Annotated in this window: 21 protein-coding genes; 15 read left to right on the forward strand and 6 right to left on the reverse strand. The window is 34.9% G+C overall.

Features of this window, described 5'->3' with window-relative positions; genetic code table 11:
• Positions 1–245 precede the first annotated feature (245 nt).
• Complete coding sequence (locus MHH45_RS20735; protein ID WP_016116621.1) at positions 246–563, reverse strand: hypothetical protein; 318 nt, start codon at positions 561–563, stop codon at positions 246–248.
• Between the two features lie 167 nt (positions 564–730).
• On the opposite strand from MHH45_RS20735, the gene MHH45_RS20740 reads away from it, so the two are divergent.
• The 5 genes from MHH45_RS20740 (at position 731) to MHH45_RS20760 (ending at position 6,500) form a co-directional block, all read left to right on the forward strand.
• Complete coding sequence (locus tag MHH45_RS20740) at positions 731–1,936, forward strand: argininosuccinate synthase (protein ID WP_016132103.1); 1,206 nt, start codon at positions 731–733, stop codon at positions 1,934–1,936.
• On the forward strand, positions 1,933–3,321 hold the full coding sequence (gene argH, locus MHH45_RS20745) for an argininosuccinate lyase (RefSeq protein ID WP_088093802.1): 1,389 nt from the start codon (positions 1,933–1,935) through the stop codon (positions 3,319–3,321). Before MHH45_RS20740 ends, argH begins: the two co-directional genes overlap by 4 nt.
• 291 nt (positions 3,322–3,612) lie before the next feature.
• A complete protein-coding gene (locus tag MHH45_RS20750) occupies positions 3,613–3,954 on the forward strand; it encodes a zinc ribbon domain-containing protein YjdM (protein ID WP_003201064.1) in 342 nt (113 codons plus the stop codon).
• A 971-nt stretch (positions 3,955–4,925) separates the two neighbouring features.
• Positions 4,926–6,305, forward strand: a complete 1,380-nt coding sequence (locus MHH45_RS20755) for a catalase (RefSeq protein WP_016116618.1) — start codon at positions 4,926–4,928, stop codon at positions 6,303–6,305.
• 42 nt (positions 6,306–6,347) lie between these two features.
• Positions 6,348–6,500, forward strand: a complete 153-nt coding sequence (locus tag MHH45_RS20760) for a hypothetical protein (RefSeq protein WP_016116617.1) — start codon at positions 6,348–6,350, stop codon at positions 6,498–6,500.
• A gap of 446 nt (positions 6,501–6,946) precedes the next feature.
• Here MHH45_RS20760 and MHH45_RS20765 read toward each other — a convergent pair whose 3' ends face one another.
• Together MHH45_RS20765 and MHH45_RS20770 are read right to left on the reverse strand one after the other, a co-directional pair.
• Complete coding sequence (locus MHH45_RS20765) at positions 6,947–7,126, reverse strand: hypothetical protein (protein ID WP_000502255.1); 180 nt, start codon at positions 7,124–7,126, stop codon at positions 6,947–6,949.
• A gap of 281 nt (positions 7,127–7,407) precedes the next feature.
• On the reverse strand, positions 7,408–7,866 hold the full coding sequence (locus MHH45_RS20770) for a universal stress protein (RefSeq protein ID WP_006096151.1): 459 nt from the start codon (positions 7,864–7,866) through the stop codon (positions 7,408–7,410).
• Between the two features lie 148 nt (positions 7,867–8,014).
• Here MHH45_RS20770 and MHH45_RS20775 point away from each other — a divergent pair, with 148 nt between their 5' ends.
• Positions 8,015–8,812, forward strand: a complete 798-nt coding sequence (locus tag MHH45_RS20775) for an SDR family oxidoreductase (RefSeq protein WP_088093803.1) — start codon at positions 8,015–8,017, stop codon at positions 8,810–8,812.
• Positions 8,813–9,088: 276 nt separating this feature from the next.
• A complete protein-coding gene (ald, locus tag MHH45_RS20780) occupies positions 9,089–10,222 on the forward strand; it encodes an alanine dehydrogenase (protein WP_016116615.1) in 1,134 nt (377 codons plus the stop codon).
• 163 nt (positions 10,223–10,385) lie between these two features.
• Here the strand turns inward: ald and MHH45_RS20785 are convergent, their stop codons facing one another.
• Complete coding sequence (locus MHH45_RS20785; protein ID WP_088093804.1) at positions 10,386–10,796, reverse strand: hypothetical protein; 411 nt, start codon at positions 10,794–10,796, stop codon at positions 10,386–10,388.
• 2 nt (positions 10,797–10,798) lie between these two features.
• Positions 10,799–11,056, reverse strand: a complete 258-nt coding sequence (locus MHH45_RS20790) for a helix-turn-helix transcriptional regulator (RefSeq protein WP_088093805.1) — start codon at positions 11,054–11,056, stop codon at positions 10,799–10,801.
• 178 nt (positions 11,057–11,234) lie between these two features.
• On the opposite strand from MHH45_RS20790, the gene MHH45_RS20795 reads away from it, so the two are divergent.
• The 8 genes from MHH45_RS20795 to MHH45_RS20830 all read left to right on the forward strand — a co-directional run bounded on the left by MHH45_RS20795 (position 11,235) and on the right by MHH45_RS20830 (position 15,551).
• Positions 11,235–11,669 carry a hypothetical protein gene (locus tag MHH45_RS20795; protein WP_016116613.1) on the forward strand — a complete coding sequence of 145 codons (435 nt, stop codon included), beginning with the start codon at positions 11,235–11,237 and terminating at the stop codon, positions 11,667–11,669.
• Between the two features lie 248 nt (positions 11,670–11,917).
• Positions 11,918–12,136 (forward strand): hypothetical protein, encoded by a 219-nt coding sequence (locus MHH45_RS20800; protein WP_016116612.1) that lies wholly within the window; start codon positions 11,918–11,920, stop codon positions 12,134–12,136.
• 27 nt (positions 12,137–12,163) lie between these two features.
• Positions 12,164–12,496 (forward strand): cupin domain-containing protein, encoded by a 333-nt coding sequence (locus MHH45_RS20805; protein WP_016116611.1) that lies wholly within the window; start codon positions 12,164–12,166, stop codon positions 12,494–12,496.
• The gene (locus MHH45_RS20810; RefSeq protein WP_088093806.1) at positions 12,493–13,287 is read left to right on the forward strand and encodes a GNAT family N-acetyltransferase; all 795 of its coding nucleotides are present in this window, start codon (positions 12,493–12,495) and stop codon (positions 13,285–13,287) included. The genes MHH45_RS20805 and MHH45_RS20810 overlap by 4 nt, the downstream gene beginning before the upstream one ends.
• A gap of 3 nt (positions 13,288–13,290) precedes the next feature.
• Complete coding sequence (locus MHH45_RS20815) at positions 13,291–13,635, forward strand: DUF6176 family protein (protein ID WP_088093807.1); 345 nt, start codon at positions 13,291–13,293, stop codon at positions 13,633–13,635.
• A gap of 135 nt (positions 13,636–13,770) precedes the next feature.
• Positions 13,771–14,280, forward strand: coding sequence for an RNA polymerase sigma factor (locus tag MHH45_RS20820; protein WP_088093808.1), 510 nt, complete (start codon positions 13,771–13,773; stop codon positions 14,278–14,280).
• Positions 14,261–15,280: an anti sigma factor C-terminal domain-containing protein gene (locus MHH45_RS20825; protein ID WP_016132101.1), complete on the forward strand. Its 1,020-nt coding sequence runs from the start codon at positions 14,261–14,263 to the stop codon at positions 15,278–15,280. The genes MHH45_RS20820 and MHH45_RS20825 overlap by 20 nt, the downstream gene beginning before the upstream one ends.
• 64 nt (positions 15,281–15,344) lie before the next feature.
• Entirely contained in the window at positions 15,345–15,551 is a 207-nt protein-coding gene (locus MHH45_RS20830) for a hypothetical protein (protein ID WP_016116606.1), read from the forward strand.
• 13 nt (positions 15,552–15,564) lie between these two features.
• Here the strand turns inward: MHH45_RS20830 and MHH45_RS20835 are convergent, their stop codons facing one another.
• The gene (locus MHH45_RS20835; RefSeq protein WP_016132100.1) at positions 15,565–16,398 is read right to left on the reverse strand and encodes a DUF2785 domain-containing protein; all 834 of its coding nucleotides are present in this window, start codon (positions 16,396–16,398) and stop codon (positions 15,565–15,567) included.
• Positions 16,399–16,421: the final 23 nt, after the last annotated feature.

The following is a 16,421-nucleotide window of genomic DNA, read 5'->3' on the forward strand; positions in this document are numbered from 1 at the left end:
GATAGCTAGTTTTATTAAATTACTAGTTTTTAATATACATCTAATTTGGAACGTTTTTCCTATTCCTGTACATGTGCATCATGATACAATAAAAAACTTTTGAATGCGAGAAATTTTTTATGAAAGAAAAGAAGAGATTTATCGGTTAATCGTTTGAATCAACCGAATTTATTAGACTCATATGAAAAAGGATGGAATTACAAATAAAAAAGCATCTATTTGTAGATGCTTTTTTATTTGGCTTATTATTGATGCGCTTTCCCCTCAGATACATTTTGAGTAAGGCGATACCAAAGCCATAAATCGTTAATGATGGAGGCAAGATCAGCGATTTCAGAATTGAGGCTACAGGAAATTTCAAAGTTTTCTTCGTTATTTAAACGATGTTGTTTTTGATTAATATGATATTCAAGTTCTTTTATACGATCAGGTATTTTCCCGCGAATTTGTTCCCACTTTAATAAAATAGCATGCTGCATTTTTTCAGGGATATCTTCCCATTCTACTTGTAAGTCAGGTACTTCTATTCCTAGGTGTTCATCGTATATAAAATATTGTTCCATATAGACACCCCCATTTTCTGTTTCCATTGTATCGAAAAAAAGAAAGAAGTTCGATGGAATTGTTAGAATTTTTTTTGCTAATATCCCTTGATTCATTTTGTGAAAGGTGTTAAAGTGTGAATTAATATTAATGATAATGAATATTTATTCTTTAGGGGGATATGAAAATGGAGAAGAAAAAAGTTGTGTTAGCATATTCCGGAGGTCTTGATACTTCCGTTGCAATTAAATGGTTACAAGAGAAAAATTATGATATCATTGCACTTTGTTTAGATTTAGGGGAAGGTAAAGATTTAGAGTTTGTAAAAGAAAAAGCCATTTCAGTAGGTGCTACTAAATCTTACATGATTGATGTTCAAGAAGAATTCGCGAATGAATATGCATTGACGGCATTGCAAGGTCATACATTATACGAAGGAAAATATCCACTTGTTTCAGCGTTATCACGTCCGTTAATTGCGAAAAAACTAGTAGAAATCGCGGAGCAGGAAGGGGCAAGTGCTGTTGCACATGGATGTACAGGAAAAGGGAACGACCAAGTTCGCTTTGAAGTTTCTATCCAAGCATTAAATCCGTATTTAGAAGTGATTGCGCCAGTACGTGAATGGAAATGGTCACGTGAAGAAGAGATTGCGTATGCAAAAGAAAATGATGTACCGATTCCAATCAATTTAGATAGTCCGTTTTCCATTGACCAAAACTTATGGGGACGTAGCAATGAATGTGGAATTTTAGAAGATCCATGGGCAGCACCTCCAGAAGATGCATATGAAATGACATTAGCATTAGAAGATACACCGAATAAACCAGAGTTTGTAGAAATTGGATTTGAATCAGGGGTACCAACAACATTAAACGGCACTTCTTATTCACTTTCAGAACTTATCAAAACGTTAAATTCGCTTGCTGGAAAACACGGTGTTGGACGTATTGATCATGTAGAAAACCGTCTTGTTGGGATTAAATCACGTGAAGTGTATGAATGTCCAGCGGCAATGACGTTACTTACAGCGCATAAAGAATTAGAAGATTTAACACTTGTAAAAGAAGTCGCTCATTTTAAACCGATGATTGAACAAAAATTAACAGAATTAATTTATAACGGTTTATGGTTCTCACCTTTAAAACAAGCACTTGCTGCTTTCTTACAAGAAACACAAAAATCCGTAACAGGCACAGTACGTGTGAAATTGTTTAAAGGTCATGCAATTGTAGAAGGACGTAAATCAGAATACTCTCTATATGATGAAAAATTAGCGACATATACAGTGGATGATGAATTTAACCATGATGCAGCAGTTGGCTTTATTTCTTTATTTGGTCTTCCAACAAAAGTATACAGCCAAGTGAATCAAAAGAAGGTGGAAGCGTGAGCAAACTTTGGGGAGGTCGCTTTACAGCAGAAGCAGAAGCGTGGGTCGAGGAGTTTGGAGCTTCCATCTCCTTTGACCAGCAATTAGCGAATCAAGATATTGAAGGTAGTATTGCGCATGTTACGATGCTGGCGAAACAGGGAATTGTAACAAAAGAAGAAGCAGAGAAAATAAAAAAAGGTTTACAACATTTACTAGATGAAGCAAAAGAAAATAAGCTTGCGTTTTCTGCCCAAGCTGAGGATATTCATTTAAATATTGAAAAGATGTTAATTGAAAAAATTGGTGAAGTAGGAGGCAAGCTTCATACAGGCCGAAGTCGTAACGATCAAGTTGCTACAGATATGCACTTATATTTAAAGGAAAAAGTGCAGGACATCATAAAGGCTGCGAAGAAATTGCAGAAGGTTCTTGTTCATCAAGCAGAAGAGAATATTGAAACGATTATGCCGGGATATACACATTTACAACGTGCACAGCCAATTTCGTTCGCTCATCATGTGCTTGCATACTTTTGGATGCTAGAGCGCGATGTAAATCGTTATGAAGATTCACTGGGACGCATTAATATTTCTCCGCTTGGCGCAGGTGCGCTTGCAGGGACGACATTTCCGATTGACCGTGCGTATAGCGCAGAGATTCTCGGTTTTGAAGGAATCTATGAAAATAGCTTAGATGCGGTAAGTGACCGTGATTTCATATTAGAGTTTCTTAGCAATTCATCCATATTAATGATGCATTTATCACGTTTTTGTGAAGAGCTCATTTTATGGAGTAGTCAGGAGTTTCAATTTATTGAGATGAGTGACCAGTACGCAACAGGAAGCAGCATTATGCCGCAAAAGAAAAATCCTGATATGGCCGAGCTCATCCGTGGTAAAACAGGAAGAGTATACGGCAACCTATTTAGTTTATTAACGGTAATGAAAGGTTTACCGCTTGCTTATAACAAAGATTTACAAGAAGACAAAGAAGGTATGTTTGATACAGTTAAAACAGTAGAAGGCTGCCTGCACATTATGGCTGGTATGCTAGAAACAATGACTGTAAACAAAGAAAAAATGGGGCAAGCCGTAAAACAAGACTTCTCTAATGCAACAGAAATTGCTGATTACTTAGCAAGCAAAGGACTTCCATTCCGTCAGGCACATGAAATTGTCGGAAAGCTTGTTCTTCATTGCACGCAAAAAGGAATTTATTTATTAGATGTACCGCTAGAAACATATCAAGAGATGAGTCCGTCATTTGAAGAGGATTTATATGAAGTTCTTTCTCCTTATGCAGCGGTGAAACGTCGTAATAGTGCAGGTGGGACAGGGTTCGAACAAATTCAAAAAGCGCTGGAAAAAGCGAAGGTGCTAGTGGGAGAAACCGTAAATTTATAAGGATGAGAGGATACTAAGTTCCATAAAGGAGCAGAGTATCCTCTTTTTTTATTACTAGAAAAAATAATAAGTGTGTTAAAGGGGAAAGGAGAGCGCATGATACGATGTACTCTCCTTTTATTTTTTAGAAAACATGTTCATGTAAAGCTGGCTTGTCAATCTGGAAATACTATGGCAGTATATAAGGAACATCCCTGTTTTTTGTGAATTTCAAGTTCGCAATTGTTATGTTTACGAGGATATAAGAAAGGGAATTGAAAGTGATTTTTATAATGGAGGAAATAAAAAAATATGCAAAACTTACCAAACTGCCCGAAATGCAATTCAGAATATACTTATGAAGATGGAAGTCTTTTTGTTTGTCCAGAGTGTGCTCATGAGTGGGCTTTAGAATCAGAAACTGAAAACAGTGAAGGTAAAAAGGTTGTTAAAGATGCAAATGGAAATATCTTAAACGATGGTGATGCTGTAACAGTAATCAAAGACCTGAAAGTAAAAGGAACTTCATCAGTTATAAAAATAGGTACAAAAGTGAAGAGTATCCGTTTGGTTGATGGAGATCATGATATTGATTGCAAAATTGACGGTTTTGGAGCTATGAAATTAAAATCTGAATTTGTTAAAAAGGCATAAAGATAATCATATAAAAGTGATTGAAAAGACGTTCAGTAAGGTGATTTTGTCACGTAATGAATGTCTTTTTATTATGAAAAAAAGGATATACGTTCTTATTGTTGGCTTGAAATAAAGTTTAATCAAAAACACTCTACAAACCCATATTATATGGTAAATAAGAATAATCCATTTTGAAAAAAGATTAATCAAAATGGATTATTCTCTAGCAGTTTTAAGTTATGGTTTTATAAAAAAGTTTAATCATTTTCTACCTTCGATCTTCCAAAATCGCGCCCGGTGGTTGAACAAATATATATATTTTCTCAAAGAGATCAGTTATATAGAAAAATTCTAGGTCACGGTTAAGTTTTTTAAGTCACATTTAAGTTGTTTACTTCACAATCAGTGAGCTAGACTAAACAACATAAATCTTAAAATACAAATTTGTTACATCCCTTTAGATAGCTATATTCAAAAGGGGCAAAGCATCATAACTTTTTTGCAAACATCGCGACTATCTTCAAAACATCGCATCTTTTTTAGAAACATCGTGACTTTATTTTAAATCCACACTTAACAAAGTCAAGTGCAAAACCTATATTGTCTGGCAATCTAAGTTCTGAAAATAAATTCAGGGCGTAACTTAACCTCTTACATTTATTTGAAAGGCTTAAAAAAGTTCTGTTCCTTTTATCACACAAAAATAAGCTTCTATTTAAAGAAGCTTTTCCTTCTTCATATTCATCTTCATCTTTTCATAATTCTACCTGTTCAAAAAGGTCCACTGCATAGGAGTTTTCTTTAACTAGCGGTCTGTTTACACATCGGTTCAAATTCACTTTATATTGCAATTCTCTGAAAAATGCTACTAACTTTAAGAAACTATATTTCTAATGAATGTTGAAAATAAAAGAAGAAGATACATATTCGAGCCTTAAAAATCATATTTAGTAACGATTGATGAAAATTAAATTTTGGAGGCTATAATAATGAATGAAAAGCATCATAAACAGAGGCAAACCTTATTAGAGGAAAGCCATTATGAGAATCGATACCTCTCCAATGAGCCAGCTAAACTTCATTCCCAGACGATCGGATCTGGGGGACCTGTACTGGAACAAGATGGTGTACTACACGAAACCTTACAAGAATTTATTCATGAAAAGATTTTAGAAAGACCTGTTCATGTAAAAGGATTTGGTGCATTTGGTTATTTTCAAACGATATATTCGATGTCCGAACATACAAAACTGAGTTTTTTACAAAATTTTAATCAGAAAGTTCCTGTTATGGTTCGCTTTTCGTTAGCTGTCAGTACGAAAGGAACACCTGATACATCTAGAAATGTAAGTGGTTTTGCTACAAAATTTTATACAGAAGAAGGTGTTTTTGACCTTTTATGTAATCACATTCCTGTCTTTTCTGTTCGTGATGCGATACGATTTCCGGAATTTATTAAAGCATTCTTACCTTCACCAAAAAATAATTTAATTGACCCTGATAGGTTTTGGAGCTTTGTAGCAAGAGCGCCTGAATCAATTCATTTTGTTGTACGTTTATACTCTGATGCTGGTACGGTAAAAAGTCTTCGCCACATTCCAGGACATAGTGTAAATACATATGTTTGGAGAAATGCTCAAGGTATTAGAAAGTACGTTAAATACCATTGGTACCCATTTGAAGGTGTACAATACATTGGTCGCGAAGAAGCAAGTAGACTAGCCGCTGAAAATCCTGATTACGCTGGTAAAAATTTATACGATGCGATTGCGGGTGGTAAACTGGTGGAATATGGATTATATGTCCAGCTCATGGACCCAAAGGATGAAGCAAATCTTTCTTATGATCCTTTAGACGATACAAAAGTATGGGATGAAAAAGAGTATCCCCTAATACCAGTAGGCAAAATGGTATTAAATAAAAATCCTGATAATTATATGGAGCAAGTAGAAAAAGTCGCCTTCTCCCCTTCTAATTTACTAGACGGCGCAGAATTATCTGATGATAAAATACTGCAGGGCCGTGCCAATATTTATAGTGATTCTCAAAGAAGAAGAATTGGAGCTGAATTTCGTAAATTACCGGTTAACCAACAGCAAAATTGGACATCAACTAATCAAATTACAAGTGGTGATGGAAGATATGTTGAAGGCAAACTAGAAAGAACTTCTATAACAAAGCAAGACGATTTTGGGCAGGCTGGTGAATTCTATACGAGGTTAACTCAAATAGAAAAAGAACATCTTGTCGAAAATTTAACTAGTGATTTGAAAGTTATATCTGATGATATTAGAAAGAAAATTATGGAGTATTTCAATAAAGTATCATCTGACTTAGCAAAGAGAATTGAGATTGAAATGAAAAAGTGATAAGAAGATTAAAAAACAACAAAATTAAAAGATGGAACAAAAGTGATTATTGATAAGGATAGTAAAAATACGAAAATTATTCGTTGGAAAAAAGATGGACTTTATCGTGGGATTTCTTTAATTAAATCACCAGATGTTACAAAAGATTACACTATTAAAGACCTTGTAAAAACAGCAGATTCGATTAGCGAGTAATTATTGAACTAACGCATGCGTTAGTTGAACAACATACTAAAAATGTTGTTGTGTAAATGAGGTCATTTGTAGTACAAAAAAGGATAGAAATAGCAGTTTTTATTTCTGCTTTCCTATCCTTTTTGTTTCGGCCTAAAAATGTGTGACATTATATAAAATCATTTAAATATAAATATATTCATTCAATTGCTTGACTTTCAATAAAAAAAGAATAATCAAAATGGCTTCTTTTCTTCTTGAATGAACATTTCGTTTTATAAAAAAGTTTGATTAACACTCACTTAGAATTCTTTAATCGAAAAGGAATAAAACGATGCAACTTTTTTGTAAACGGTATAACTTTCTTTAAAACGGTACATCTTTTTTATAAACAGTACGACTTTATTTCAAAGCTACACTTATATGGAACGTATATCCTCTAATAAGTGTAATGTTAAAGGAGCTTTTTATTCATATTTATGTCTGTTTTCTGTAATACGAATATACTCAATATCCATCAAATCACGGAGGAGTGCACCATGGCTCAGCTCAACGCCATGTTTTTCTTTAAAATGCGAACAGATCGTATCGAGCATTTCAAGCTCCTCATCATTTACATCTAAAATAATTCGTTCGTGATCTCCCATGTAGTATCCCCCTTTTCATCTTTTTCTTAGCGTAACCGAACGGATATATTCTATCCTTTGATTTCTAAATTATGTAGATTAGTGTGGTGATAAGTAAAAGAAAGGGATGGATTATGAGGCGTATTTGGTAGTGGCTACACTAATGAGGGGATTATGGTCGTAAAAGTTTCTTCCACTGTTTTTATTTGCGAGTGTTATGGTAATCTTAGCTTGTCTTCATAGGAAAATACATAAAATAAAAAACACCAAATCTGCATAAGACTTGGTGTTTTCGTTATTTATTAAATGTCACCTTGCTCTTCTTCACCACGAACAACAAGGACATCGCATTTTGCATAGCGAATAATATGTTCAGAGACGCTACCGATTAAGAATCGTTCTACAGCGTTTAAACCAGTTGCACCACACATAATTAAATCTACTTTTTGTTTTGGAGCAATTTCTTTTGAGATTTTAGATTTTGGATTACCGAATTCTAATACAGTTTCTACTTTTTCAAGGCCAGCTTCAGTTGCAGTCTTTTTGTAGTCTTCTAATAAATCTTCTGCAAAGAGATTTGCACGCTCAGCGATTGCGCGGCTATATGCCTCTACAGCAGAGTATGCTTTTACATCAACGATATGAGCGATTGTTAATGTTGCGTTGTTGCGCTTTGCGACTTGAATTGCTTTTTTAAAGGCTTTTTCTGCTTCTTTGGAACCGTCCACTGCAATTAAAATATTTGTATATGTATTATTCATAGTAGATTCCTCCCAATTCGTTTTTATAAGATTTTACAACTTAATTATAAAACAAAATATGGTAACGTGCTTGCCAGAAACGTTACAGAATTTTGAAAACTCTGTTCCAATTCTTTTTAGTTGTAATTGTAGGGAGAACTTGTTACATATGAAGTATAGCAATTTAAAAGGAGGCATGTTTGTGAGACACGCGCTCATTACGGCCGGTACGAAAGGTTTAGGAAAGCAAGTAACAGAGAATTTATTAGCTAAAGGATATTCAGTAACTGTAACATATCATAGCGATATGAGTGCTGTAGAAACAATGAAAGAAAAGTATAAACATATAGAAGAACGTCTGCAGTTCGTACAAGCAGATGTCACGAAAAAAGAAGATTTACATAAAATAGTAGAAGAAGCAATTAGCCGTTTTGGCAAAATTGATTTTTTGATTAATAATGCGGGCCCTTACGTATTTGAACGTAAAAAGTTAATTGATTATGAAGAAGATGAGTGGAATGAGATGATACAAGGGAATCTAACATCAGTGTTCCGTTTATTAAAACTTGTCGTTCCCATTATGAGGAAGCAGCATTTTGGTCGCATTATCAATTACGGATTTCAAGGGGCAGATAGTGCACCTGGCTGGATGTACCGTTCTGCATTTGCGGCTGCAAAGGTAGGACTTGTTTCGTTAACGAAAACAGTTGCCTATGAAGAAGCGGAATATGGCATTACAGCGAATATGGTTTGTCCAGGAGATATTATTGGTGAAATGAAAGAGGCGACAATTAAGCAGGCGCGTACGATGAAAGACATTAGAACACCAATTGGTAGATCTGGAACAGGTGAAGATATTGCTCGAACAATTTCGTTTCTATGCGAAGAAGATTCCGATATGATTACAGGCACAATTATAGAAGTAACAGGGGCAGTTGATGTTATTCACCGATATCGACAAAGATAGATAAAGTGAAACTTCCATCATTGGGGAGTTTTATCCCTCAATGATGGTTAGCCCTCACCAATCAGGCATTTATGGATAGTGTATCCCCCACCTAATTTTGGGGCTTTTTCATCTTGAGAGGGGGATATTACTGTCCGTTAATGCGGGGCAAAATCTATCGGAAAACTCGCATTATTTTTTGTCAAATATTGAGATATTATGTTAGAATATAAGAGCGTAGAAAGCGCTTTAAAAAATGATTCAGGGGTCATTTCATAACTCAAGGGGGAATTAATAATGCGTATCGGTATTCCAACAGAAATTAAAAACAACGAAAACCGCGTGGCAATGACGCCAGCTGGTGCTGTACATTTAATACACAATGGTCATGAAGTTTTTGTTCAAAAGGGTGCAGGTTTAGGATCTGGCTTTACAGATGAAGAGTACGTACAAGCTGGAGCGAAACTTGTTGAAACTGCTGAGGAAGCATGGAATCAAGAGATGGTTATGAAGGTAAAAGAGCCAGTAGAAAGCGAATATGGTTATTTCCGCGAAGGTTTAATTTTATTCACATACTTACACTTAGCTCCAGAACCAGAATTAACAAAAGCATTAATTGACAACAAAGTAGTATCAATCGCTTATGAAACAGTACAATTAGACAATCGTTCTTTACCACTACTTGCACCGATGAGTGAAGTAGCTGGTCGTATGTCTGCACAAATCGGTGCGCAATTCCTTGAAAAAAATAAAGGCGGCAAAGGTATCTTACTTGCAGGCGTTCCAGGGGTAAAACGCGGTAAAGTAACAATTATCGGCGGTGGCCAAGCTGGTACAAACGCAGCGAAAATCGCGGTGGGCTTAGGTGCTGACGTAACAATTATCGACTTAAGTGCAGAACGTCTTCGCCAATTAGATGATATTTTTGGCAATCAAGTCAAAACATTAATGTCTAATCCATATAACATTGCAGAAGCTGTAAAAGAATCTGATCTTGTTATCGGTGCGGTATTAATTCCAGGTGCAAAAGCTCCAAAACTTGTAACAGAAGAAATGATTAAATCAATGGAACCAGGTTCTGTTGTAGTAGATATCGCAATCGACCAAGGTGGTATTTTCGAAACAACTGACCGCATTACAACTCATGACAACCCAACTTATGAAAAATACGGTGTTGTTCATTATGCAGTTGCAAACATGCCAGGTGCGGTTCCACGTACATCAACTCTTGCATTAACAAACGTAACAGTACCATATGCAGTACAAATTGCTAACAAAGGCTACAAACAAGCTTGCCTAGGAAATACTGCATTACTAAAAGGTATTAACACATTAGACGGCTATGTAACATTCGAAGCAGTTGCAGAAGCTCACGGCTTACAATACGCTGATGCGAAAGAGCTTCTTGAAAAAGCCCCTGCTTTATCATAATAGAAATGATTGTGAGGCCTTCCTTGTATAAGGAGGGTCTTTTTGTATTTGGCTGTGGAACATACATATAATATGTTCTATCAGTCCGGGATTGTCTTTGCTGAAAAAGAAAAATACAAGAGATTGTTGTTAATATTTTTTTAATTGCTTCCTTTTTTATCACTTATTGGTCTAGTTTCTTTACAATTTTCAAGCCGAACATCATTGTGAAGAAAAGAACTCCTATCACGTAATATAGAACATATTCTACTCGTATCATCGTATTCTTATTGGTTATATATAAAACAAATAGTATCACTGCAACAATCAAGTGAGACAGTCCAAAAATTTGAGCATAAAGTTTCAAACTCAACTTTTCAATTCGTTCGTCCATCTCTGGTAATGGATACTCTCCTGCTCCTGTATTCTTCTTAAAGAATAATTTCCTTAAGAGTCCAAACACCGATGAGAAGATGATAAACCCTACAGCATACATAAGGCTCACTTCAAGGCCTGCATCAAAATAAAAGAATACAGTTCCTAATAAAAGAATGGTAATATACGATGCTGTTTGTTGAATAGAATTATTTTTCATTATTATTCCTCCCCAGTTTTATCTAATTGAAATAAATCCTCCACTTTACGATCAAAAAACTCACATCGTTTTAAGGCTAATTCTAAGCTGGGGTTATATTTGTTCTTCTCGATGGCGATGAGGGATTGCCTGGTGATGTTAACAGCAGAAGCAAGTTGCTCTTGGGTGATGTCTCTAACAACGCGGAATTGTTTTACTTTATTTGTGACCAAATCCACAATTTCTCCTTTGTGTAAATTTATTACATTGATTTTAACCATTTTTCAGGTAATTTGTAAATGTAACTTTACAAAAAGTAAAGGGAACATTACTGTTACATAGCTAGATTTAGAGAGTATTTTTATTTTGAAAACCTTTTAATTGGTATATTTTTCTTGTTTGCAGAGCTCTCCATATGGTAGTTTGTAATTGTATGCGGAAAATAAAAGAGGTGATGTCATGGGGAGAAAGAGTAGGAAGAAAAAACAGATAAAACAGCAGAAATATATAAAGAAAAAGCAGGAACAGAATATATCGTTTGAAAAGAAATTGGCTCTTAGGATAGAGAAAATAGCAAGATATATTAGCATGATCATTTATGTAATTGTATGCATGTTTCTGTTAGGGGGATTTTACCAATTAGAAATAACACCTGAATTTTTGGAAGAAACCTTAGGGGTCATTGCTTTAATGGTAGCAGTGGGTATGTTTTTTGTGCTGTTTGATACAATATGGCCAAGCCGTGAAAGTGAAAAAGATAAGAAAAGAAAGCAGAAAAGGAAACGCTCTTCTTATTCCTCCAATTCATCAAGTGGATTTGTAAACTATAGCGATAACGATTGTAGTAGTTCAGGTGATAGTGGAGGAGGAGATTGTGGAGGCGGTGGAGATTAAAACTGAAATTAATTTGCTATGAAATGTTTTACTATTCAGAATGATGAAGAATGACGTTAATAAAATGAAGCTTCAATCAGTGGGGACTTCATCCACCACTGATGGTTACTCCTCACCAATCGGGCTTTTTACGTGCAGTCATCCCCCTAACTTTTGAGGGACTTGCTTCCAGTTAATGCGGGATAAAAATAGATTAAAAAATGAGAGCGCTAGAATGGAATAGAACGTTGCGGAAAGGGTGCATAGCAATGAACTTAGCAAAAGAGTCAGAAGAAAAAGTACAAGAGAAAAGTGAACTGAATGAAATGAAAGAAGCAATTGTTAAATTAGAACAAAGTGTACAAGAGTTAAAAGAAGAAGTAAAAAAGGTAAGGAAGAAAAAACAGGAAAAAGATATTGATTTTGGAACAATCGGCTTTTGGATTTGTATGATGATTATTGCACTTGGATGGTTTTGGGGGAAATAGTAAATGGATTAGGGGATGGGAATAACGATGGAGAAGGTAAACCTATTAGAACTTACAAAAGATATTACAGAAGGGCACAAAAATTTTGTTGTATCAAATGTGAATAATCATTGTTTACGGATTGCGGTATTTACAGGGGAATATGATTGGCACTTTCACTCCAATTCGGATGAGCTATTTATGGTACTCGAGGGAGAATTGCTTATCGATTTTCAAGATAAGGATACAGCTGTATTAAAACCAAATGATTCGATTTTAATTCCAGCAGGTACCATTCACCGAACGAGGGCACTACAGCGAACTGTTAATCTTTGTTTTGAAAACTTAGATGCGGATACGGTTATTGTGGAGAACGTATGAGAAAGTTAGCGTTAGCAGAATATCATACGGTTCTTCCGGTTTTAGAAAAGAACAAACAGACATCTACTTTTGCCTATGCAGTATGCAATCGAATAATAGATGGTGAGATTTTTGTAAATGAGAGATTAACAGTGGGAATGATTGTGATTGTTAATGGCATTTACTACCTGTTTGGAGATACACATGATCAGGAATTTCAACATACTTTGTTTTCTTATATTGAAAATGATGTTTTAACAACGGAGAAGCGATTCACATTATTTGTTTCTAGCATAGAGTGGGAAAGCATTATTGAAAATTATTTCAATGATTCTTTTAGAAAGATCCCTCGAAAAAAATTTCTATTTCAGAGAGATATCTTTGAAGGTAGGAAAAGAGAATTAGATGATTCTACATACAAGGTTATGCGGATTGATAGAAACATAATCGGAAAAAGTACTGAATTTACGGAACAGTATTATACAGAATATTGGGGTTCAAAAGAAGCGTTCTTGAAGGCTGGTTTTGGATTTTGTATTCTGCAAGATGAAAAAGTAGTAGCTGAATGCGTCTCGATTTTTAGGAGTAATCGTTTTGCTGAAATTGACATCGCAACACATCCAAACTATCAAGGAAAAGGGTTTGCTCAATTAGTCGCCACTTATTTTATAGAACATTGCATACAAAATAGTATTACGCCGTGCTGGGATTGTAATGTGGATAATATACCCTCACAAAGACTTGCTAGTAAACTAGGTTTTGATCATCCAGTGGAATATGTTTTATATGTACGTAAGAAAGTAGAGGGATAAAACATGAATGTCGAATTAACAAGATTCAAAGTGAAGTCAGGGAAAAGTCACCGTGTTGATGAATGGATGAAGATGTTAAATGAACATATGAAAGAAGTGTTATTGACATTAAACGACGAGAAAATGTATGTAGAGACAATTTTCCGGGAAATAAGAGATGGAGAAGAATATTTGTATTGGTATTCTGTACAAGAGGAAGGCGGGATAGATGTCGAAGCTTCTCGGCACGAAGTTGATAAAAAGCATTTGGAATTTTGGTATGAATGTATTGATGAGGAAGCGCCTGCTGCTAATATGGAAACAGAGGTTGTGATGATTCAAGATGTTGTCAAAGAAGCGATGAAGTAATCGAATGATATTCTTTGTATGGAACGAAAAGAGCGCATCAAAATAGATGGGCTTTTTTGTTTGCAAAAATTTTTTTTTGGAAAGTTGTATACATTTTAAGCTCTCAAACGTTGAGTATGTAGAAGGGAGAGCAGAATGAGTTATGATACGTTTGAATCATTATTGATAGAAAAGTCAACAGCTGTTTATGGATACTTAATTAAGATCGGCGCAGAAAGAAAGGAAGCAGAAGATATCGTACAAGATACGTTGTATAAAGCTCTTCTGCTTATGGAGGAAATACCGTTAGAACGATTAACACCATGGTTATTCCGCGTTGCGATTAATCAGCATCGTGATTTATACCGGAAAGAAAAACGATTAAATCCAGTTGCGATTGAATCAGTTGTTCTTATTAGTCAAAAATCATTAGACGAAGTTCTTTTGACAAGTGAGCTTCAAGGAGAAGTACAAGAAATACTAGAGACGATGACAGAAGATTATCGGCATATGTTATTGCTGAAATATGAGTATGAACTCTCTTATAAAGAAATTGCCGTTTTATTAAGTATGAAAGAAGAAACAGTGAAAACAAGTTTGTACCGTGCGCGGAATCAATTTAAGAAATTGTATAGGAGGAAGAATGATGAGTCGGAAGGACTTTGAGCTGGATATGGATGAGAAGCAGATGAAGGTTTTGATGAAGAGAGCGAAGCGGAAACAGCTTTTGCGAAACTGGATTATTTCTATTTGTGCGTCTGTTGTAGTTATCGTAGGACTGTTTTTAGGAACAGCATATTTTTCACAACAAACTTTTGAAAGGATGGAAAGACAAGTGGCTGCGTTACATACTGTCCAAGGACCGAATATACGCTTTAGTGGCAGTGTTAATTTAAGTAATAGTATGATAGGTCGAACCATCATATATAACTCTTATAAAAATATAGCGGGACAACCAGTGAAATGGGCAAATGAGATGTATGAATCAGGTGTATGGAATTATAGGATGATGCACTATAATGGTGAACTTGTTAGGTTAGATGAGGAAGAGGTAAATAAAGAGGGAGAGACTATTAAGTTACCAGATTATAATGTTCAAACAATGCAAAGGGAAATGAGGTTTTACTTGCCTTTCGTTACGTATGAAAATTATGTGAATGATTTAAAGGACATTGGAGAGCTGCAAAATAAAGTTGCGGAAATAGCGTTATCTTTTGATAAAGCATATACGGCTGAACAAATTGTGGAGATGTTACCAAAAGGTATACAACCTGTTTGGTTTTGGGCTGATACATATAATGAAAAAAAGGCCGATACGTATGTAGGATTAAAGGATCCTCAGAGTGGTGCGGTATTAAATGCTGAAATGGCTATAAAAGTGTTTGGCTTTGAAGGGAGTTATGCAAAAGCGCGAGAAAATATTAAAAATGATTTAACAAGAAATTCAAAAGAATTTCTGGATCAAATGAAGTATTTAGCAGAGAATAGTGAGGGTATACCAAACGATTATTTTAATCAATATTATAAAGAAATTAAAAATACACCACCAAAGGACCTACCAATCTACGGCGTAGTCGTAACAGGAAAGACAGAGGATTTAAAAAATTTACAAAGTTCACCGTATATAAAAGCAGCTGTAAGAGGTGTAACAGTTGAGAAATATTGATTACAAAACATTAATTAGAATAATCTGAAAATTTATGGTATAATATGGAGAAAAGGGGGCCTATATGAAGCAAATACATGGAGCAATCTACATCTACATAACAATGTTTTTCATAGGAGCATCTTATTATTTAGGACATTCATACTCGCACCCAATTGTAACTTTTTTAAGTGGGACATGTATGGCTATCGCGATTTTTGTACATCTTTTCTCAGTTTGGATTGTAAAGTTTCAACTAAATATTAGTGAAATGGAAGAAGGCACTTTTTGAGTGGCCTTCTTTTTTAGTAGTATTGGCGTAATTCCTTTAATAAATTTTCAACCTCGTTTTCGGTTTCTTTGCATATAGAAAGTGTTCGTAATCTAAAAAACAAGCTACGCAAGAACGATTTTATATTTCCATATAACGCTTCATAAGGTTCGATAGGTAATTCAGGTTTTTGAACTTGTAATTGATTTACTAAAGAATGAAGAGCTGAGATGAGTTCTTTTTCAACTAAACCATTTTTCAGCATGGCAATGATAGGAGTGATAATTCGCTCATCTTCTTCATACTTGTAATACATTGTATGTACATTTATTTTTTCTAACAAGACTTGTAGTATTTCTGGATAGTAAGAGGTATCAAGTTTTGGATTTTGAACGAGTTCATCGAATGTATCGGAAACATGAGCGATGCTGTGAGCCCAACCTCGGTCGTTAACATATCCGCGAAAATCATGTTCTTGGTTCATATATAACATTAATTTGTCTTTCACATCTAATATGTCAGACTGTGATAAAAAGTTATGTTTTGTATCGGCGTTTATGATTAAAGCAATTAATAGTGTTGTAAATGATCGAGTAAATACAGCGTCTGTATCGTCAGTGTTAATTTTGTAAAATAAATATTGCTCGCTTATACTTTGGGACAATAATTTCTGTAAATGCCTGTGTGTAATATGATCGTTTGTGATGAGATGATAAAAGGTCGTATAGATTAATTTATCTCGTAAATAGCCATCTGGTACACCGATATATTGAAGCATTTTTGAACTTAAATCATGAATATCTACAGTGGAATCTATAGCGTAATGATTAGCTTTTATTTCTTCTAATTGTTTTTGAAGTTGTTGCATGTAATCTCTCCTTTTTATTTAGA

This window comes from Bacillus sp. FSL K6-0042 (assembly GCF_038006685.1).
Lineage (GTDB): Bacteria > Bacillota > Bacilli > Bacillales > Bacillaceae_G > Bacillus_A > Bacillus_A pseudomycoides.